This window comes from Neobacillus sp. PVCKKU3 (assembly GCF_058323225.1).
In genome coordinates, this window is sequence record NZ_JBLVQN010000050.1 from 1 (window position 1) to 19,533 (window position 19,533).

17 protein-coding genes are annotated in these 19,533 nt (G+C 40.3%); 4 read left to right on the top strand and 13 right to left on the bottom strand.

Translation table 11 applies throughout. The features are described from left to right. Positions 1 to 88: 88 nt before the first annotated feature. From parC to ACNQGS_RS24970, 5 genes are all read right to left on the bottom strand, one after another. A complete protein-coding gene (gene parC, locus ACNQGS_RS24950; protein WP_491489684.1) occupies positions 89 to 2,527 on the bottom strand; it encodes a DNA topoisomerase IV subunit A in 2,439 nt (812 codons plus the stop codon). Next, positions 2,524 to 4,503 (bottom strand): DNA topoisomerase IV subunit B, encoded by a 1,980-nt coding sequence (gene parE / locus ACNQGS_RS24955; RefSeq protein WP_423802345.1) that lies wholly within the window; start codon positions 4,501 to 4,503, stop codon positions 2,524 to 2,526. The genes parC and parE overlap by 4 nt, the downstream gene beginning before the upstream one ends. Positions 4,504 to 4,785: 282 nt before the next feature. Continuing rightward, entirely contained in the window at positions 4,786 to 5,205 is a 420-nt protein-coding gene (locus ACNQGS_RS24960; protein ID WP_491489685.1) for a CoA-binding protein, read from the bottom strand. Positions 5,206 to 5,373: 168 nt separating this feature from the next. After that, positions 5,374 to 6,213: a sensor histidine kinase gene (locus tag ACNQGS_RS24965; RefSeq protein WP_491489686.1), complete on the bottom strand. Its 840-nt coding sequence runs from the start codon at positions 6,211 to 6,213 to the stop codon at positions 5,374 to 5,376. A gap of 1,031 nt (positions 6,214 to 7,244) precedes the next feature. Next, positions 7,245 to 8,984, bottom strand: coding sequence for a glycosyl hydrolase family 18 protein (locus ACNQGS_RS24970; RefSeq protein WP_491489687.1), 1,740 nt, complete (start codon positions 8,982 to 8,984; stop codon positions 7,245 to 7,247). A 163-nt stretch (positions 8,985 to 9,147) separates the two neighbouring features. Between ACNQGS_RS24970 and plsY the strand changes: the two genes are divergently transcribed. The 4 genes from plsY (at position 9,148) to ACNQGS_RS24990 (ending at position 12,531) form a co-directional block, all read left to right on the top strand. Continuing rightward, positions 9,148 to 9,747, top strand: coding sequence for a glycerol-3-phosphate 1-O-acyltransferase PlsY (gene plsY / locus ACNQGS_RS24975; protein ID WP_213140086.1), 600 nt, complete (start codon positions 9,148 to 9,150; stop codon positions 9,745 to 9,747). A 120-nt stretch (positions 9,748 to 9,867) separates the two neighbouring features. Beyond that, positions 9,868 to 10,038 carry a hypothetical protein gene (locus ACNQGS_RS24980; protein WP_491489688.1) on the top strand — a complete coding sequence of 57 codons (171 nt, stop codon included), beginning with the start codon at positions 9,868 to 9,870 and terminating at the stop codon, positions 10,036 to 10,038. A 533-nt stretch (positions 10,039 to 10,571) separates the two neighbouring features. Then, entirely contained in the window at positions 10,572 to 11,723 is a 1,152-nt protein-coding gene (locus ACNQGS_RS24985) for a CapA family protein (RefSeq protein ID WP_491489689.1), read from the top strand. 46 nt (positions 11,724 to 11,769) lie between these two features. Then, positions 11,770 to 12,531 carry a CPBP family intramembrane glutamic endopeptidase gene (locus ACNQGS_RS24990; RefSeq protein ID WP_491489690.1) on the top strand — a complete coding sequence of 254 codons (762 nt, stop codon included), beginning with the start codon at positions 11,770 to 11,772 and terminating at the stop codon, positions 12,529 to 12,531. Between the two features lie 90 nt (positions 12,532 to 12,621). On the opposite strand, the gene ACNQGS_RS24995 is transcribed toward ACNQGS_RS24990, so the two are convergent. From ACNQGS_RS24995 to abc-f, 8 genes are all read right to left on the bottom strand, one after another. Then, the gene (locus ACNQGS_RS24995; RefSeq protein ID WP_491489691.1) at positions 12,622 to 12,939 is read right to left on the bottom strand and encodes a hypothetical protein; all 318 of its coding nucleotides are present in this window, start codon (positions 12,937 to 12,939) and stop codon (positions 12,622 to 12,624) included. Positions 12,940 to 12,963: 24 nt separating this feature from the next. Further along, positions 12,964 to 13,395, bottom strand: a complete 432-nt coding sequence (locus ACNQGS_RS25000; RefSeq protein ID WP_423802337.1) for an acyl-CoA thioesterase — start codon at positions 13,393 to 13,395, stop codon at positions 12,964 to 12,966. 28 nt (positions 13,396 to 13,423) lie between these two features. Beyond that, entirely contained in the window at positions 13,424 to 15,703 is a 2,280-nt protein-coding gene (locus tag ACNQGS_RS25005; RefSeq protein WP_491489692.1) for an AAA family ATPase, read from the bottom strand. A 124-nt stretch (positions 15,704 to 15,827) separates the two neighbouring features. Next, positions 15,828 to 16,058, bottom strand: a complete 231-nt coding sequence (gene tlp / locus ACNQGS_RS25010; protein WP_491489693.1) for a small acid-soluble spore protein Tlp — start codon at positions 16,056 to 16,058, stop codon at positions 15,828 to 15,830. Between the two features lie 135 nt (positions 16,059 to 16,193). Beyond that, positions 16,194 to 16,334, bottom strand: a complete 141-nt coding sequence (locus tag ACNQGS_RS25015) for an acid-soluble spore protein N (protein ID WP_217034550.1) — start codon at positions 16,332 to 16,334, stop codon at positions 16,194 to 16,196. Between the two features lie 65 nt (positions 16,335 to 16,399). Continuing rightward, a complete protein-coding gene (locus tag ACNQGS_RS25020; protein ID WP_066304847.1) occupies positions 16,400 to 16,531 on the bottom strand; it encodes an FbpB family small basic protein in 132 nt (43 codons plus the stop codon). Positions 16,532 to 16,776: 245 nt separating this feature from the next. After that, a complete protein-coding gene (locus tag ACNQGS_RS25025; RefSeq protein WP_491489694.1) occupies positions 16,777 to 17,313 on the bottom strand; it encodes a peroxiredoxin family protein in 537 nt (178 codons plus the stop codon). 116 nt (positions 17,314 to 17,429) lie between these two features. Beyond that, positions 17,430 to 19,127, bottom strand: a complete 1,698-nt coding sequence (gene abc-f, locus ACNQGS_RS25030; protein WP_491489695.1) for a ribosomal protection-like ABC-F family protein — start codon at positions 19,125 to 19,127, stop codon at positions 17,430 to 17,432. Between the last annotated feature and the right edge of the window lie 406 nt (positions 19,128 to 19,533).

The following is a 19,533-nucleotide window of genomic DNA, read 5'->3' on the forward strand; positions in this document are numbered from 1 at the left end:
CTATTGATTATTTGTTAGTATGCCCAAGAATGGAAAAAAGATGAAAAAAAGGACCCTCTTTTTTAAGAGAGTCCTTTTGAAAATATTATTATTCAGCTGGGATTTCTTTACCTTCGACCTTCCAAATTCTTGTCACCTTTCCATTTACTCCTTCATCTAGAATGAAAGAGCCATTGGAGTAGCGGTCACTAAATTTAATGTCTGAAGTTTTTATTGTTTCAATATAGCCTTTTTCTGTCAGTATAAATATTTCATCCTGATCCTTAGCAGCTACATAGCCCATTATTCGGTGAGGATTGGCTTTTAGTTCACGAAGAATCACAACGCCCCGTTTTGCTCGGGATGCTTTATCAAATTCACGTAGCTTCATTCGTTTCAATGCACCGCGCTGGGTGGCCACGACAATGGATTCGGTACTATTTGGCTCAAGAACCTGACCGCCAACCACGTAATCGCCATCTTTCAGATTTATTCCTTTCACCCCGGCGGCCCGCTGTCCAACAATGCTTACTTCTTCCTCGTCAAACCATAAGGCATAACCTAAATGTGAAATCAGGAATATTTCCTTTGTACCATCTGTTAAATGGACATCAATTACCTGATCATCATCTTTCAGATTCACGCCCACCAGCGGTTTGGAATAGCGCTGTGCATGATATTGCTTCAGTTCAGTTTTCTTAACCATACCGTTTCTGGTGATAAAGACAAGGAACGCGTTTGTCTCAAAATCCTTTACTGGTATGGCTTGGACAATATCTTCATCGCGGTCAATTGGAATAATGTTCGCGATGTGCTGACCCATGTCTTTCCAGCGGATATCAGGAAGTTCGTGAACTGGGCAATATAAGTAATTCCCTTTATTCGTGAATAGGAGCAGAACATCCTGGGTATTCATATCAAGCTGCGCTAAGATTCGGTCTGATTCCTTCATGGCAAAATCCTGTCCATTGGAAGCGGCATAAGAGCGCTGGCTCGTCCGTTTGACATAGCCATGTTCAGTAACGGTCACAATGACATCTTCACTTGGCACCATAACTTCTAGGTTGATTTTCAGCTCTTGAATTTCTGCTTCAATTTTCGTACGGCGTTCATCAGCAAAGCGTTTTTTCACTTCTTTTAACTCTTTTTTAATAACGGAAAGAAGCTTTTTCTCACTTTCTAATATGCTAGTCAGTTCTTCGATTTTTTTGGCCAATTCTTCCGCTTCATTTCTTAAAGCCGTAATGTCGGTATTTGTTAAGCGATAAAGCTGTAAAGAGACAATTGCTTCTGACTGAAGCTCTGTGAACGCGTATTTCGCAATTAAGTTATCTTTTGCATCACGCTTATCTTTTGATGCCCGAATTGTAGCAATCACTTCATCAAGTATGGATAAGGCCTTCATCAAGCCTTCAACAATATGCTGACGTTCCCTTGCTTTGTTTAAATCAAATGTTGTTCTTCTTGTCACGACTTCTTTTTGATGTTGAATATAGGCGTCTAGCAGTTCGCGAAGCCCCATTTGTTTTGGCCGTCTATTATGGATAGCGACCATGTTAAAGCTGTAGGAAATTTGCAGGTCGCTGTTTTTATATAAATAGTTCAAAACTCCTGCTGCATCGGCATCTTTTTTAAGTTCTATGACGATTCTAAGGCCGGTTCGGTCTGTTTCATCACGAACTTCTGAGATTCCTTCGACTTTACGGTCGAGACGGAATTCATCGATTTTTTTCACGAGATTGGCTTTATTGATCTCGTATGGAATTTCCGTGACTACGATTTGCTGTCGGCCGCCGCGGACATCTTCAATTTCCGCTTTCCCGCGAACGATGGTTTTTCCTTTACCAGTTTCATAAGCTTTTTTAATCCCGTCGATTCCTTGGATAATTCCGCCGGTTGGAAAATCCGGTCCTTTTATCACTGTCATTAATTCATCGACCGTGATGGCTGGGTTATCCATTTGCATGATGACACCGTCAATGACCTCACCAAGGTGGTGCGGCGGAATATCAGTCGCATAACCGGCTGAAATCCCTGTTGATCCGTTTACGAGCAGGTTCGGGAACGCTGCCGGCAAAACGGTTGGTTCCTTAGATGTATCATCAAAGTTAGGAATCAAATCAACAGTATCTTTTTCGATATCACGCAATAATTCAGCAGCAATTGCCGAAAGCCGCGCCTCAGTATAACGCATCGCTGCCGGCGGATCCCCGTCAACACTACCGTTATTTCCATGCATTTCTACCAGGACATTTCGAACCTTCCAGTCCTGGCTCATCCGCACCATCGCTTCATAAACAGACGAATCGCCATGCGGGTGGTAGTTACCAATAACATTACCAACGGTTTTGGCGGCTTTCCGGAAGCCTTTGTCATGGGTATTGCCCTCGACATGCATGGCATATAAAATTCTTCGCTGAACCGGCTTTAAACCGTCTCTAGCATCTGGCAAAGCGCGGTCCTGAATAATGTATTTACTATAGCGGCCAAAACGGTCGCCAAGGACGTCCTCTAGAGGTAAGTCGCGGAATTTTTCACTTGCACTCATCCTTCAACCCCCTCTTCTGCAACAGAGATATTTTCATTTTCTAGGATCGTATCGTCTTCTTCCAATCCGAACGCGACGTTACTTTCAATCCATTTGCGGCGCGGTTCAACTTTATCGCCCATTAGCGTGGTGATCCTGCGTTCTGCACGAGCAGCATCATCAATTTTCACACGAATCAGCGTCCTAGTTTCTGGGTCCATCGTTGTTTCCCAAAGCTGGTCGGCATTCATTTCGCCAAGACCTTTATAACGCTGAATAATATAACCTCTGCCGACCTTTTTGATGGCTGTCTGCAGTTCATCTTCATTCCAGGCATACTCGATGATTTCTTTTTTGCCTGTGCCGCGGCTGACTTTAAAGAGCGGCGGAAGGGCGATGAACACTCGGCCCGCTTCTACAAGCGGCTTCATATAGCGGTAAAAGAACGTCAGCAAAAGAACCTGGATATGCGCTCCGTCCGTATCAGCGTCTGTCATAATAATGATTTTGTCGTAGTTGATATCTTCAATATTGAAATCAGAACCGACTCCGCCGCCAATAGCATAAATAATCGTGTTAATCTCTTCATTCTTAAAAATGTCGGAAAGCTTGGCCTTTTCTGTGTTAATAACCTTACCTCTTAGCGGCAATACAGCCTGGAAACGGCGGTCGCGGCCTTGCTTTGCTGAGCCCCCCGCGGAATCACCCTCCACCAAATAGAGTTCATTTTTTTGCGGGTTGCGTGATTGGGCAGGTGTCAATTTCCCTGACAATACCGTTTCAGTGCGCTTGCGCTTTTTCCCGCTTCGGGCATCTTCACGCGCTTTTCTGGCCGCTTCCCGTGCCTGATAGGCTTTAATCGACTTTTTAACAAGCAGGGAACTGATGTCCGGATTTTCTTCCAAAAAGTAAGAAAGATGCTCAGAAACAACAGAATCAACAGCCGACCGTGCTTCGCTTGTCCCTAATTTCCCTTTTGTCTGACCCTCAAATTGCAATAGTTCTTCAGGGATACGAACGGAAACAATCGCAGATAATCCTTCACGAATATCGGCACCATCAAGATTTTTATCCTTTTCCTTCAGCAAACCAACCTTGCGCGCATAATCGTTGAATACCCTCGTCATCGCCGTTTTAGCACCAACCTCGTGGGTACCGCCATCCTTTGTGCGGACATTGTTGACGAATGACAGAACATTTTCAGAATAGCCATCATTAAATTGGAAGGCGAAATCGACTTCAATGCCATTATGTGTGCCTTCAAAGCTGAATACAGGATGAAGAGAATCCTTCTCCTCGTTTAAATAGGCAACAAAAGCCTCTATTCCATTTTCGTAATGGAAAACTTCATGAAGATTGTTTCGATCATCGATGATTTCTATTTTTAAGCCTTTTAATAAAAAGGCAGATTCTCGTAATCGTTCACCCAATGTTTCAAAATTATAAGTGGTAGTCGAAAAGATTGTGGTGTCAGGCTTAAAATGGATCGTTGTTCCGCTTTGGTTGGTTTTGCCGATCTTTTCGAGTGTTGTTACAGGCTTACCGCCATTCTCAAAACGTTGTTCATAAACAAAGCCGTCTCTCTTAATGGTGACTATTAACCATTCTGACAATGCATTAACGACAGAAGCACCAACCCCGTGCAAACCGCCGCTTGTTTTATATCCGCCTTGGCCGAATTTTCCCCCGGCATGCAGTACTGTTAAGATGACCTCTGGTGTCGGTTTCCCCATTTTATGCATACCCGTCGGCATCCCGCGGCCTTTATCGACGACACTGATCGAATTATCTTTGTGTATTTTGACAATGATGTGTTCACCGAAGCCTGCAAGCGCTTCATCGACAGCGTTATCGACAATCTCATAGACGAGATGATGCAGTCCTCGTGAATCGGTGCTGCCAATGTACATTCCAGGACGCTTTCTGACTGCTTCTAGTCCCTCTAGTACCTGTATGGCATCATCATTGTATTCAAAAGCTTGTTGATTTCTTGCCACTAAAAATACCCCTTTCATCCCTACAAAAAGAAAACAATTCTAAAAACACATTCCTGCTATCTATAAAAAATGTATTTTTCTTTCCGTAAACAATAATAGAACAAACGTTTCGTTACTTAATTTTACCATAAGTTCATTTGGCGTCTATGCTTTATTTTAGCGATTTATTTCGATTTAGCAACTAAGTAATTTTAAACAATCGTCTTTCGAACGGTTAATTCACCTATATTTTGGACAGAAAAAGTAAAAAGCTGCCAGTATCGTTAGCAGCTTTTTTTCATGTTATCTTGATCTTGTTAAAGCATGGATAACCTTAATGCAGCGGTCCATAATGACGGTGTAGCCCTTTTCCTTTAAAAATTGATAGGCTTCTTCATTCTCGAGTCCTTGCTGAGCCCAAAATACGTCAGCATCGATTTCAACAAATTCCTTTGCCACATCGAATAATTGCTCGGAGCGGCGGAAAACATTGACAATATCTACATGGCCCTCAATATCCTTTAATGTTTTTACAGCCTTTACACCGAGCACCTCATCGATTGTCGGGTTTACGGGGATGATCTCGTATCCCGCCTCTTGCATGACCTCGGACACTTGATAAGAAGTCCTGTCAGGTTTATCGCTTAAACCTACCACAGCAATCCTTTTCGCTTTTTTTAAAATAGCACCCATTTCTTCAAGGCTTGGATATTCTACTGCCATTACCTTCACTCCTACAAACTTTGTTTTTCTTATTGTATCTTAATTTACTATAATTATAAAGAAAACTCGCCGATTGGCGAGCCCCTAAGGGTGGTTCATGAGGCATAGTTGCGCTTATGCTTTTTTATTAGCTAAAATGAAAAAGCTTCCAACGAATCGGAAGCCAACTTAAATCGGGTTCAGTTCTGGTCTGACAGCGGAAGTAACCTTAGGGACCGAAATGCAAACGCTGACCCCCTCACCATTATTTTCAATAGAAATATTGCCGCTCATATTTTCAAGCATGGTTTTAGACATATAAAGCCCAAGTCCAGTTCCATGTCTTCTCGATGTGAAATAAGGGTCAAATACCTTAGCTAGCAAGAAAGGTTCAATTCCCCCTGCGTTATCTTTAAATTCTGCCGTAATATACTTATCTGATTCGCAAATTTTTATGATTATTTTTCGGTTCTTAATGTCCTTCTCCACAAAAGAGTCCCTAGCGTTCATTAAAAGACTTAGGACAATTTGACTGAAATCATTTGGGTACCCGAAAGCCATTTGCTGTCCCCTGTACATAAAGTCCACTTGGATCCCGTGGTTTTTGAGACAAATTGAAAAGATTGACAACGCATCCTCAATGGCTTCACTGACAGAGAACAGATTTTTTTCAAGATTTGGCTTATAGAATTTCCGAAAATCATTAAATGTCCTCGACATACTTTCAAGCTGAATCATGCTTTCTCTTGTAAATCGATCGACGTATTGACCGTTTATTTCACCATATTCCAAGGCAGCTCTGATATCTTGGATTAACATTAATAAACTGTTTACAGGCTGGCGCCATTGGCCGCCGATGCCAGCAATCATTTCGCCCACCGCTGCCATTTTTGCCTGCTGGATTAAAATAAGATCTTTTTCCTTGTTCTTGGCGATTTCCTCTTGTAACCGGTTTTCTAACATTTTGTTGATTGCTTCATATTGTTCCGCCAGCTCTTGATAGTTTGTATTTTCCTTTTCATTCCTCATGTTTTTTCACCCCTTAGTGAACATGGTTGATATATAAAACCGACCAAGTGGATTAATATTGGCCGGTTATTCTTTATGTTTCTATATTTATTTTAGCTAAATTATAGAAAAACAGATACATACCTTCAAACGAATTAACAAATGGTTTGAAAATTCTCCATATTTCTGTAAAGAATTTGCCTTTAAATCTCCCTAATTTATTGGATAAAAAAACAAAAAACCGGCACATGCCGGTTCAGATTCCCGAGAAAAGGTATTTTTCAGGCGAATTTTAATTTTTTTCAAATTTTTATTGATGATCCCTGCTAAAGGGCCTGTTGATTTCCGCTCCGGGCACTCGCTTTCCGCGGGGAGGTCCTGAAGCCTCCTCGACGCTTTGGCGCCTCCGGGGTCTCCAGTGACCTCTATATCCCGCAGGAGTCGAGTGCCCTCCACTCCAATCAACAGGGAGGCAAATCAACCTAAGTATTGCAACACACATTTTCCATCCTATGGAACTTTTAAGCCTAAAACCAACAGTAAGGTAATGTTCGTTTTTTTCTCGTTCTAGTTGTCTTTCGGAACAAATACCCCAAAAATACCCAATAAACACCATTTAAAAGTGAATGCGGGATTAGATGAGGGTCCATTGTCCTTGATATAAAAAGGATGAACTTTTTTCACATCTGGAATAATTTCATCAATAGAAACAAATTCATTTTCATTTTGGCTAAACTGTTTTGGCTAAATATAAACTCACCACTTATTTTATTGAAGTTGAAGGACTTTATTGAAACACCTGTTGATTGGCGCGGAAGGCACGAAGACTCCTGCGGGAGTACGGGGCAGGGGAGACCCCACAGGCGCTAGCGCCGAGGAGGCTCCCCGTACCGCCCGCGGAAAGCGAAGTGCCTGGAGCGCCAATCAACAGACTTGTTGAAAAGCTTTGAAATAATATTATTATAACGAATTAACGCTGTTAATTGTTAAAGTACGTGGATAAATAAAAGGCTATCGATGGTTTTTCGACAGCCTGAACCGGTAAATGCCGGTTATTCGTTTTTGGTGATATTTTTTTCTGAAAGGATGTTAAGAGCAGTCCATGCCGTTTGGTCAGCGAAAAGTCTTGACCAGCTTCCGACACCGGCTAATTGATATTTCACTGCCATCTCAGCCCGCTTCTTTAAAGACATTTCATCTTCAATCCAAATTTTATAATTGGCCTTCTCTGCTTCATCATAATATTCCGCATAATTTTGCCCGCTTTCCCCATCATAGGCAGGCTGCAATCCTCGCTCGGTCAGCCATGCCTTCACCTTCTCCATGGAAAGCGCCTGAGCAATGATCTCTTTCGTACCATCAGCTTTCGTTTGTTCTTTCCATAGCCGGGCGTACAATGGAACCCCTAATATAAGTTTCTCCTTCGGAACCTCCGTCAGCAGGATTTGCAAATTGCGCTCAACCCATGGAAGACTCGCCACACTGCCAGGGCCGGTAGCTGGGGTATGTTCATCATAGGCCATGATTATTAAATAATCCGCAATGTCGGCAAGCTTTGGCCTTTCGTAGAAAGAGGACCAATTGTTATTCTTACCGGCGGAAAATGTAATATCCATTGATACAGTTAAACCCGCTTCATGCAAATATGGGGCTGCCTCCCTTATTAATTGTGTAACCAGTGGTCCGTCCTCAGGATTCACATTTTCGATATCAAAATTGATTCCCTGCAGCTGATACATTTGGCTGAAATATAGCAATTGCCGAATGATGTTCTGTCGGGTTTCAAAATCCTTGAAAGCTTTGTTTGTCAATACCGGGTCAAAGGAATTAGAAAACACTCCCCACACATGGAATCCCTTTGCCTGGGCCCACTTGCTATATTCCATTGATGCTAGGTTTTTGATGGAACCATCTTCTCCCGCCAATGAAAACCAAGTTGGAGAAATCACATTGATTCCAGCCATTTCAGGAATCGCAGCGGCATTTGGATTCTTAGTATAAACGGCTTCCCATGTCAAATGGATTGGCCCGATTATTTTCGGCAGTTGAAATGATTTACTTTCACGGACAATCGAAATTTTCACCGATTCTTCTTTTTTCACATACTCTTTCTTAATATAGCCGCTGATACCGTTAGCCTTCCTGACAAGATAAAAATCTTCCTTTTCTCCCTCGATTGAAACAGCTTCCTTTTTGTTCATTTCTGCAGTATAAGGGGATTGCCACGAAGCTTTTGTCCGAAGCCTAAGCTTTTCCCCACTGATATCTTTACCTATAATTCTTCCAGTTTGATATGTTTCCCCGTCTTGTTGAATCCAAATGGCACCGGTTTGTGGAAGCCTATGATACTGAATCGGGTAAAAAGCAAGAATGGAGTCAAGAGCCAGATAGATATCACCGTTCATCGATTTGATAGGCGAAAGCTGTAAAGAAACAGGCCTTTCGTTGACAAAATACGTTAACGAATCGGTCGGCATTTGCACAACTTTATCTTTAGTGGTAATAATGACGGATTTCGATTTTTCATCGTAGGTGATGGAGTGGTCCAAACTTTCTTTTAAAAAATGGTATGGAACATAGATATTGTTCCCTTCAATTAAAGCATTGCCTTGCTGTGCCCCTTTAAATAAAATAGGGCTGCTTCCGTTAAAATAGACCTTTTTCTCTTCTGATGCAAAAGGATAGAAAAATAAAAAAACCGAGGAAATAATCAGGAAAATGCTTCCTGCCAATCCTCCATGCAGCCATTTTGGTGAAATTGGCTTACTTTTTTGATATTCTATTCGAGCCATAAATATTGTTCCTCCCCAGATACTATCGTACGGTATGACATATGATATGGGAAGACATTTTTATAGGAGTTTTGACTCATAAACTATTTAAGAGATAGTGTTTTTTCAAAATAACATGGTAAAATAGAAGAACTGGATTCTTTTTTTGGAGGAGAAATAGTTAATGATTCAAATTATCGTTGTTCTAATCCTTGCTTACCTGCTCGGCTCCATCCCCTCTGGCTTAATTGTCGGGAAAGTTTTTTATAAAACCGATATTCGCCAGCATGGCAGTGGCAATTTAGGGGGAACCAATACATTTCGAACACTTGGAGTGAAAGCGGGATTAGCCGTTACCATTGCTGACATTTTAAAAGGGACCCTAGCAGCAGCACTGCCCTATCTAATTCATGTTGATATGAACCCACTGATTCCAGGAGTACTGGCTGTTATTGGACATACATACCCCATCTTTGCGGGGTTCCGGGGTGGTAAAGCGGTTGCTACATCTGGCGGCGTCATTTTGTTCAGTGCCCCAATCTTGTTCGTGACTCTGGTAGCAGCTTTCTTTATAAGTCTTTACATTAGCAAATATGTTTCTTTATCATCAATGATCGCTGGAATTATCGGTATTATATATGTCATTACCATGGGGTTCGTACAAAAATGGGACATTCCTTTACTTATTGTAATCACCCTGTTGGCATCATTCGTCATTTACCGGCACCGTGCTAATATTCGTAGAATCGTGAATAAGACAGAACCGAAAATAAAATGGCTGTAAAGGAACCTCATTGGTTCCTTTTAAATTTTCATATAAATTTCATATTCCTTCCATTCAGTAAGTAATTTTATAAAGTAAAATAAAAATAGGAAGATAGCTTACTGACTGGAGGGAAACAAGATGGAAAAAACTGCCCAGGACTATATTTACACTAGTGTTGTTTCCGATAGCAATGACGTAAACGAGTTTATAATTGAATTTTTATCCGGTGAAACGAATGAAGATTCTCCCGTCAAGGTCACAAGAAATTTTGAAGAATTAATCGAGTTTTTTGAGGAAATGGAAGATTAAATAAGACAGCGGAGCCCGTTTAAAGGGCCCCGCCTTTTTTTCTTAATGCATAATTTCAACTACGCCTCATGAACCGTCCTATCGGACTCGCCAATCGGCGAGTTTTCAATTATACCTTTAACAATTGAAATTTTTTATTGCCCATTACATCTTCAACATAATCTAGCTTTGTATGGTCAAAATACACAAAATCCTTTTCATGAATGATTATAATTAAATCCTCAAACTCAAAGGTGAGGTCTCCTTTAATTTTCCGCTCCTCCAGAGACAGATTTAACTTTGGCCCCCCTCAGCCAATCCCCATACTTAAACGCAGATAAAGTTCCTCATCCACCGTTTTCTTCTCGTTATTAACGGTTTTAATTAATACTCGGTACGCCGCTTCCGTTACTTTAAACATTGTAATCACATCCTCGTTAAAAAAAATGTTGTCAAAATATGTTTTAATTTGCCAGATAATAATTTATAGTATTATCAAAGAATAAAAAGATACACAGAACAATTAAACCAAAATAATAATAGGAGAAGAATTGATGAAAAAAAAATCCATTATTCCGTCCTTGTTGATTATTATTGGCTGTTCTCTCCTTGCTACTGTCCTCCTGATTAAACAACAAAGCCAATCTAATCATACCGCAAAAGTTTACGCAACAACAATTCACAAGTCCCGGCCCATGGAAAACCTCCAGCATTCGTTGTCTCAAAAAATAACCGTTGGTGCCATAGGAGATATTCTAATTCATAGCCCTGTATATCAGGATGCCTTTAACGGGGCGAGCTATAATTTCGATCCAATGTTTGAAAATGTGAAAGCGCTTTTAGAAAAACCCGATGTACTTACCGCCAATCAGGAAAGCATTCTTGGCGGCACAGAACTTGGACTTTCCAGTTATCCGACCTTTAATAGTCCACACTCAGTTGCTGATGCGTTAGCTATGAACGGTGTTGATATTGTCTCCAATGCAAACAATCATTCATTGGACAAGGGCGAACGCGGGATTCAGTCGGAAGCGGCTTATCTAAATGCGATTGGTCTCCCCTATGTCGGCAGCTTTGTCGATGAAAAGGATAGGGAAACATTGAGAATTATTGAGAAAAACGGGATTAAGCTCGCCTTTCTTTCCTATACATATGGAACCAACGGAATTCCTGTACCAAAAGGAAAAGACTTTCTAGTCAACCTGATTAACCGCGATCATATGCAAGAAGAAATTCATCGTGCCAAAGACAATGCAGATGTGGTAGTTGTAAGTATTCATTGGGGTAATGAATACCAGCGAATCCCGACCACTGACCAAAAAGATCTGGCCCGCTTTCTGGCAGGAGAAGGGGCTGATATCATCTTTGGCTCCCACCCGCATGTTCTTCAGCCGATGGAATGGATTAATAATCCAGACGGCAGAAAAACCTTTGTAGTTTACTCTTTAGGCAATTTCATTTCCGCTCAGTACGGTGATTATAAAGATATTGGCGGAATGGCCGAAGTTGAGGTTACCAAGCAGACGACGGATCAAGGAAGTACACTTGTACTTTCAAATCCTAAATTTTATCCTACATTTGTAACGAGGAATCCGAATCGAGATTATCGTGTAGTGCCGCTTGAGTCAGCCGGGACGTTTGGCCTTTCGAAAGCTGAGCAAAAATATCAAGAAATCCAGCAGCATATGGTACAATGGCTCCGATAGGTCGGGGCCTTTTTGTTTGAGTAAAAGGCGTATGGGGGGATTTATGGTGCTGAAAAAAAATGTCATTGGCATCATTTTAGGCTTTATATTTATGATCATGACTTTTCTTTACACAAGAGGCATATTTACTCCATTTTTTGCTTGCATGATTGTATTGTTGCTGTTCATTGCCTTTTTGAAGGAAGAAAGCAGAGTTTTCACGTGGGTCCTGATAACGTTTTTTCTTGGAAATCTGATGGTCGGTTACGCTAGTCAGTTCCTTGAACGATTTCGATTTTCTGCATTTTCTTTTGTGATGTTTAATCAACTTTTATTGCTAATCCCAATTTTCATGATTCACTATGTTTTAATTAAATTTAAGCGAAAAATGTCCATCTACTTTGGGAGGCCTTCTATTTCTTCATCCGCCCAAGTTTTTTATATAATACTTTCTATCATTATTTTATTAAGCTTTCCCACCCTTTTATATATGAACCAAATGTCCGTCAATGGGCAGTCCTTTTTATATATTCTATTGTTCTCGATTACCTATGCTGTATTGCAGGAAGTGTTGTGGAGAGGGCTTCTCCTTCCCCATTTTAGACTCACTGCAGGCAATAAAATAGGGGTCATCATGACAAGCATCGCCTTTGGCTTCAACACTTCATTATTTAGCCAAACCTTCACATTAACCATCCTGTTTATTTTAATCGGATTCCTTTTTGCTATTATTACTGTAAAAACAAAAAGTATCTATCCTTCCATCTTCATTCATGCATCGATAATCGCTCTCCTGCTGATCAGCGGGTTGATGGTGCTTCCTATATAAATGAAAACTCGCCGATTAGCGAGTCCCTTAGGACGAAGAAAGAGGCGTAGTTGAATTTATACTTATTAGCGAAAGAAAAAGGCTCACTTATTATTCAAGTGAGCCTTTTTCTTTATATTCCCAAATATGTTCTAACTGTCCCTCTTGTATTAAAATATCTTTTTGTCGAGGGCCGATTAAATCAAAATGAGAATAGCCGTCCTTGCGGTGATGGATCCATTCCTTCTTTAACCCATATCTTTGGCCCCAGGCAGCCAGCTTATCCAAATCCTCGCAGCCGACCTTTGTGACAGTTTTATAGCCGGGGAAGCGGTCGTCAAGCCAATAATGAGTAAGAAAGGCGATTTCTCCAGAATCAATTTTTCTTTTCCATTCATCAATGTCCCGTTTTTTAATGCCAAACGCCAACCTGATTACCTCCTGGGTCTGTGATTAGTCCCGTTTCTTTATTTCCTCATATTTCAAGTGCCATTCCGGAAATGCTTTTTTAAATGATGTCGGCCGGAAATTTTCTTTTTTCACAATAATGTGGGTCGAAGTACCTTCAGCGCATACTTCCTCATTTCCATTTATGATTGTATAGCCGTAAATCGTCTTAATTCCATCGTTATGGGCGACCCAGGTTTTTACGAATGCTTGATCGCCGTACCGTAATGGTTTTTTGTAGGTGATTTGAATATCGTAAACCGGCGCATAATAACCGGCTTCCTCCATCGATAAATAGTTGTAGCCAAGGTCTTCAATTAACGCTGTCCGTCCCAATTCAAAGAACTTCAGATAATTGGCGTGATAAATTACGCCCATCATATCTGTGTCCGCATAGTACAGATGTATTTCCCTTTTAGAAATAAAATAGTTTTCCATTTCTTTCTCGTCCCCTTCATCGTATCTTTTACATTATCTTTTTAAGCGCCGCCTCTGCATCCTCCACTTCAAGCAGCTGTGCTTTTTCCAATAGATTTTCGCTGTGTTCTATATTGATTAATCTTTTGGCCTGGGCCTGAATCATTTCATCAACCAGGTTCGCTGCCATTCGTCCGTTTCCTTTGAAAGCTTCCTTCGCAATAGACTGTATAAGCATATCTTTAGCTCTTTCTGTAAGTTCGTATTGATAACTTCCAGCATAGGAAACGATAATCTCCAGCAGTTCCTCTGGTGAATAATCAGGGAAAAAGAAAAACTTTTTAAACCTTGAACGGAGCCCCGGGTTGCTTTCCAATAATTCATTCATTTCAACGGGATAACCCGCTAAAATGACAACCAGATTATCATTATGCTTGGTCATTTCATCAACAAGCGTATCGATTACTTCTTTTCCAAAATCTCCTGCTGTAGACCCAAGGAGGGCATAGGCTTCATCAATGAACAGAACACCGCCAAGAGCCTCCCTAATTTTCTTCTTGGACTTACCGGCCGTTTGCCCTACATATCCTGCCACAAAATCCGCTCTACTCGTGACAATTAAGTGACCTCTTTTTAAAAAACCGCATTCCTTTAGTAACTCAGCATAGATTTTTGCTACAGTAGTTTTTCCTGTTCCTGGATTGCCGGTAAAAACGGAATGCAATTGTATGGGTACGGTCGGGAGACCATTGTTGCGGCGGTATTGCTGCATTTTCACAAATGTAACTAATGAACGAATTTCTTCTTTTAATGGCCCAAGACCTATTAAAGCATCAAGCTGATCCTGCGGGGACTCTTTCCTCTCAGGCTGTTCTAAAAGAAAATCTTCCTTTGTTAAAAGGATAAATTTCAAAATTTCATCTTCGCTCATGTTTTCTGATCCTTTTTTAAAAATGGCATCCAACACGATATTACGAGCTGCTCTAGCATTTCCGAATGATTCGTCCACCCGCTCGCGATCAAGACGATGTTTGATTTCCACTTTTGCTTCGTCTGTTAGCAAATAGTCATTATCAGCAGCCGCCATTTCGGCGATTTGGATCAACTCTTCATTTGAATAATTAGGTAAATGAATCATATTAGATTGCGGGAAACGGCTGCGAAGTCCCATATTAGCCTCTAAAAAGCTGCGCATTTCTTCAGTATATCCTGCTAATATTACCGCAAATTTCCCGCCGTACTCCTCACTTGTCATCAAGGCAACCAAAGTGTCGATGGCTGCTTGTCCATAATCATTTCCACTCTGGCCTTCCCGCTTCAGACTATAGGCTTCGTCAATAAATAACACTCCGTCTTTTGCCCTTTCCACTGCAGCTCGGACGTTTTCTTCAGTTTGGCCGACAAAGGATCCGACAAGCTGCGAGCGGTTGGTCTCAACCACTTTTTCCTGTGGGAGGACGCCCAGTTCATGATAGATTTTGGCAAGCAGCCGAGCAACCGTTGTTTTTCCAGTACCCGGATTCCCCGTTAAAATCATATTTAGGCTGAATTCATCCTTTATTTTAAAGCCAAGCTCTTTGCGCTGTTTTTGGTATTTTAATACTTGATAGAAATCATTTACTCTTTTTTTAACCGTGGCCATACCAACCATATCATTCAGCTGTTCCAACGCCTTTTTTTCAGACTGGCTTTCAGGATTACTTTCAATAAATAGCTCCTGCCATTTCACTTTGATTTTTTCGAGGTTGGCTAAATGATTTTTTAAATCCTCATAGTAGACGGAGGTATGGAAAACACCAGTAATCGATTGATCATATTCTTCGGCAGCCTTTAATAATTGGGCGGTTTCTCCAATTGCCGAGGATAATAATACATATAGCTGGTGATAAGGTTCAGTCTGATCCATCCGTGAAGGAGTTCCAGACTTTGATTCAAGATCGTGCAGTGCATCCTCTGCTTCGGCTAAAAAGCTTTTACATATTTCTATGTATTCCTCTGCAATTTTCTTCTTTGCAGTTCGGTTATCGGTCTCCCTTATTGGTGGAAATATGAGTGGAGCGATGATATCCTTCATTTTTATCCAGTCAGCTTGAAAAAGATATTCCATTGCCTTTTTATTATCAGGATCCAACTGGAGAGCTTTTTTAAGCAATGGGACGGCTAAGCTGTCCTGGTTATTACGTCCAAGTCTTGATAATGCCGCTGTGGTTAATAGGTCCGATAAGATTAAAGGATTTCTTTCTTTTTCCAAAGCAGCAATAATTGGCCCTTCATCCTTGATGGTTCCGTTTTGCTGAAGTTCCATTTTCCAATTCTTTATTTGGTTCATTTCATGTTTCAATAGGATCAACTCTTCATAAGAAATTCCCTTCTATCTTAACATATCGGGCTTGATAACATAAAATTTGCGAATCAAAAAAGGACCGTCCTTGATGAACTGGTCCTTTGCTTTTTTATCCCTGATTGTTTTTAGCCTCATCCTTAATTTCTGAACGGAAAGATTCGATGCTTTCTTGTCTGCGCTGATTTTTTTCTTCAATTTGCCGGCGCTGTGTATCGCTGTCCGTAAGTTCCATTGATTCTTCAGCTGCTTCCATATTTTGAATCGTATTTTCGATCATGTTTTGCAGTTTCTCAACATTATCACTGCGATCATCTGGGTTTGGTTTGTTGTTATAAGGCATATAAACTCCTCCTAAATAATTGTTCATGTTACAGATATAGTTTGTATCGATGGCTAAAAAATATCACAGAAAAAATTTCATTAACAAAATAAAAAGACCCAGTGCAATTGCACACGGGTCTTGGTTTTTCTATATTTACTCGCCTTTAGTTTGCATAACCTGGGCGTGTTGGCCGGATGTATCGCCCATTTGATTACCCTTATTAGCAGTTGAACGTCTTGGCTGCGTCCCCACATGCGTAGGACGGAAGCGTTTTGTTTGATAACCTTTACCCATTCTAATCCCCCCTTACTAACATTTTGTCCAAAGGGGACAGATGAATGAATGGTAAACTTTTTTAATTACTCAGCTTTACCGAGGCGCTTTGCTTCAATGCGCTGTTCAATTTTTTCCATTGCAGCACGGTCTTTTAAAAGTTGTGATTTATTTTCAGATACTAGTTCTGCAAAAGAACGTTTTCTTGGCTTTCTCATTTGTATCACCTTCCTTATGTCCTATTCTAACAGTTATTATCACCAATAACGGTTTAAATTATTACAACTTTTTGAAAATTTAATTCTTTATTTTTTTTATAAAGAAAACTTGCCGATTGGCGAGCCCCTAAGGGCGAAGACAGAGGCCTAGTTGCACTTATGCGTTAAGAAAGTATAAAGCTTTCGACAGAAAGTTTATACTTTCTTATTAGCAAAAAAAAAACGCTGGATAGTTAATCCAACGTTTATTTTAACTTGCTTGTAAATTCCTTCATTTCCTCAAGCTTCATGGAACCAACGAATTTATTTTGAATGACTCCTTTGCTATCAATAAAATATGTTGATGGAATTGATAGGACTTGATACTTTTCATTTACTGCATCCTCAGCGTCAAGCAGGATTGGGAACGTTATTTTATATTCATTCACAAATCCTTGAACATCCAATTGCGGGTCGATATTTACTGCTAGGATAGTTATATCGTCACCTGCTTCATTATGAAGCTGTTCCATATCAGGCATCTCTGCTTTACATGGCGGACACCAAGTCGCCCAAAAGTTCAGCATGACTTTTTTACCTTTTAAATCAGATAGCTTGACGGTTTCTCCAGTCAATGTTTTTAGTTCAAAATCAGGTGCTTTGGCGCCAATTGACGGGCCGCTTTGAGCAGCTGCAGTTGGGTTTGCAGTTTCGGGTTTCTCTGCCTTTTTATTTACTGCTTGGACGATTGCTACCGTTAATAACGAAATCAATAACACGGCAGCAATGACTTTCTTCATCATCCCGATTCTCTCCTTTTTTCATAATCCAATTACCCTGATTTTACACTATAAACTCAGTTGAAACAAAGCATACATATTGCGATTTTGTGACAGTTAAGGGAAAAGCCCTGAGGCCGTTACCCAATCAGATTCCTTTTCTGTTTTAACAATTCATTAAATTCTTTATCTAATAGAGGGTACTTTGGATCTTGACGGTTAATAAGTGCCAACTCCCCTAGTACTGCAGCAATTTTGTTTTCAATCACCATTAGGGTTTCTTTTTGGTCCCCTTCATCTTTTTTATTCTTTTTATTAAAAAACTCCTCCGGTCCCATTTCAAATCGCTTTATTTGCTGATTATCAAACACCAAAAGCCGGTCACAAAGTTTATTTAAAAAATAATAATCATGAGAAACTGTGATAATTGTCCCAGTAAACTCAGACAATGTTTTTTCAAGCTGTTCTCTACTGGGCAAATCCAAATGATTAGTCGGCTCATCCAGAATTAAGACATCGTAGTCTTTCAATAGCATGTCAACAAGCTTAACCCTGATCCGTTCACCAAGACTTAACGTGCCAATAGGTTTTGTAATGAATTGTTCCTTAAGCCCCAGGTTGGCAAGCATAGTTCTTGCTTTAAAAATGTGATCCCGGTCTGTTAATCCCAATGCTTCGATTGCTGTTTTTTCAACAGGTAAATCAGCAACATCCTGGCTTAAGTAAGTAATTCTTAACGAATCGCTCTTCCACAATTCTCCGTCGGTCAGTGAAACCAATCCCATAAAAATTTTTATTAACGTTGTTTTCCCGCAGCCATTTTTTCCAAGGAGTCCAATCCGCTCTCCATAATTAATGTAAAATTGGGAACTTCGGAAAAGGTATCTGCCATCAAAAGCCATAGACAGTTTTTTTGCCTCAATGATACGCTTCCCTCTTTTTCCGTAGCTGTCAAACTCAAATTGAACCTTTGTTTCTTCCAGAGGTTTATCTACCCTGTTTTTGCCCAGTTCACTCTGCAGGCGTTTCATTTTTGACTTTATTTGTGCGTCACGCTTCTTTGCTTTGACCCGGTGATATTCCTTAAAACCTTCCTCTTTTGTGGAGGTTCTATGCGCTTTATCAGACCAGGATTTTAATTGGTCCATTTGCTCTTCTACCCGCTCAATCTGGCGCTGCTGCACTTCGTACTGATGCTGTTGGTTCGCTCTTTTACGCTCCTTCTCCTTACGGTATTCACTATAATTACCTTGGTAAAACTGAAGCTTTCCAGCCTCCAACTCAAAAACCCGGTTAACAGTTTGGTCAAGAAAGTGGCGGTCATGTGAGATTATCAAAACAGAACCCGGGAATTTTTCTATTTCAGAAATTAACCAATTAACACCTTTAAAGTCTAGGTGGTTTGTCGGTTCATCCAAAATTAACAGGTCCGGTTTAGAAGCCCATATACTTGAAAGAACAAGTTTTAACTTTTCGCCGCCGCTTAAATGCTCCAGCCTTTCATCCTGCCAATTTTGAACCTTTTTCAATCCTAACTCGCTGGCGAGCTGAAAAACCTCACGTATTTTTAAGGATTCCTGAAAATCATTCACTTCATAATCAATTGATTGAGAAAGGTAGCCGATTTTCAGATCAGGTGATTTTTCTATGTGGCCCCGATCCGGCTCTTCCTTCCCCAAGATGAGATTGGCCAATGTCGTTTTGCCGCTGCCGTTGTATCCAACAAGACCTATTCTATCGCCAAATTTTATTTCAAACTGAATATTATCTATAATTCTTCGTAAGTGAAAACTCTTTTCTAATCCTTTTACACTTAAAATAACATAATTTTTGTTCATAAAAAAACTCCCTCCATGAACCTGAAGAGAGTGAAATGTCTTATTAAAGCAACACAAAATAAACCTATGTGAAGGTTATTAGCAGCTTATAATCAGGACATAAAAAAGGACAGACTTATCCCATTCTTCAGGTTCAAACATTTTTCGTTTATTCGAATCATGTTCTGAAAAATAAGATTAAAACTTCATCGGTCCTTTGTTCATTCCTTTACGATTGATTAATCCAATTTTAAGCAAGTATAAGCAAAATTGTCAACAAAATTCAAAATGAGGATTTATGGATTACTTCTGATTTTTGTTATTATCTTGTTGTACTTGATTTTGACCTTCTTGTTTATTCAAATTATCTGGTTGCCTTCTATAAACATTTCTTCGATTTGGCGAATAATAATTTACATTATTGGGT

Excerpts from the sequence above, each read along its gene's own strand:
- ACNQGS_RS24970 (WP_491489687.1), bottom strand. The coding sequence starts at position 8,984 with ATGGCTCGAATAGAATATCAAAAAAGTAAGCCAATTTCACCAAAATGG.
- plsY (WP_213140086.1), top strand. The coding sequence starts at position 9,148 with ATGATTCAAATTATCGTTGTTCTAATCCTTGCTTACCTGCTCGGCTCC.
- abc-f (WP_491489695.1), bottom strand. The coding sequence starts at position 19,127 with ATGAACAAAAATTATGTTATTTTAAGTGTAAAAGGATTAGAAAAGAGT.
- parC (WP_491489684.1), bottom strand. The coding sequence starts at position 2,527 with ATGAGTGCAAGTGAAAAATTCCGCGACTTACCTCTAGAGGACGTCCTT.
- ACNQGS_RS25025 (WP_491489694.1), bottom strand. The coding sequence starts at position 17,313 with ATGATGAAGAAAGTCATTGCTGCCGTGTTATTGATTTCGTTATTAACG.
- ACNQGS_RS25005 (WP_491489692.1), bottom strand. The coding sequence starts at position 15,703 with ATGAACCAAATAAAGAATTGGAAAATGGAACTTCAGCAAAACGGAACC.
- ACNQGS_RS24980 (WP_491489688.1), top strand. The coding sequence starts at position 9,868 with ATGGAAAAAACTGCCCAGGACTATATTTACACTAGTGTTGTTTCCGAT.
- ACNQGS_RS25020 (WP_066304847.1), bottom strand. The coding sequence starts at position 16,531 with ATGAGAAAGCCAAGAAAACGTTCTTTTGCAGAACTAGTATCTGAAAAT.
- ACNQGS_RS24985 (WP_491489689.1), top strand. The coding sequence starts at position 10,572 with ATGAAAAAAAAATCCATTATTCCGTCCTTGTTGATTATTATTGGCTGT.
- ACNQGS_RS25000 (WP_423802337.1), bottom strand. The coding sequence starts at position 13,395 with ATGGAAAACTATTTTATTTCTAAAAGGGAAATACATCTGTACTATGCG.
- tlp (WP_491489693.1), bottom strand. The coding sequence starts at position 16,058 with ATGCCTTATAACAACAAACCAAACCCAGATGATCGCAGTGATAATGTT.
- ACNQGS_RS24960 (WP_491489685.1), bottom strand. The coding sequence starts at position 5,205 with ATGGCAGTAGAATATCCAAGCCTTGAAGAAATGGGTGCTATTTTAAAA.
- ACNQGS_RS25015 (WP_217034550.1), bottom strand. The coding sequence starts at position 16,334 with ATGGGTAAAGGTTATCAAACAAAACGCTTCCGTCCTACGCATGTGGGG.
- ACNQGS_RS24965 (WP_491489686.1), bottom strand. The coding sequence starts at position 6,213 with ATGAGGAATGAAAAGGAAAATACAAACTATCAAGAGCTGGCGGAACAA.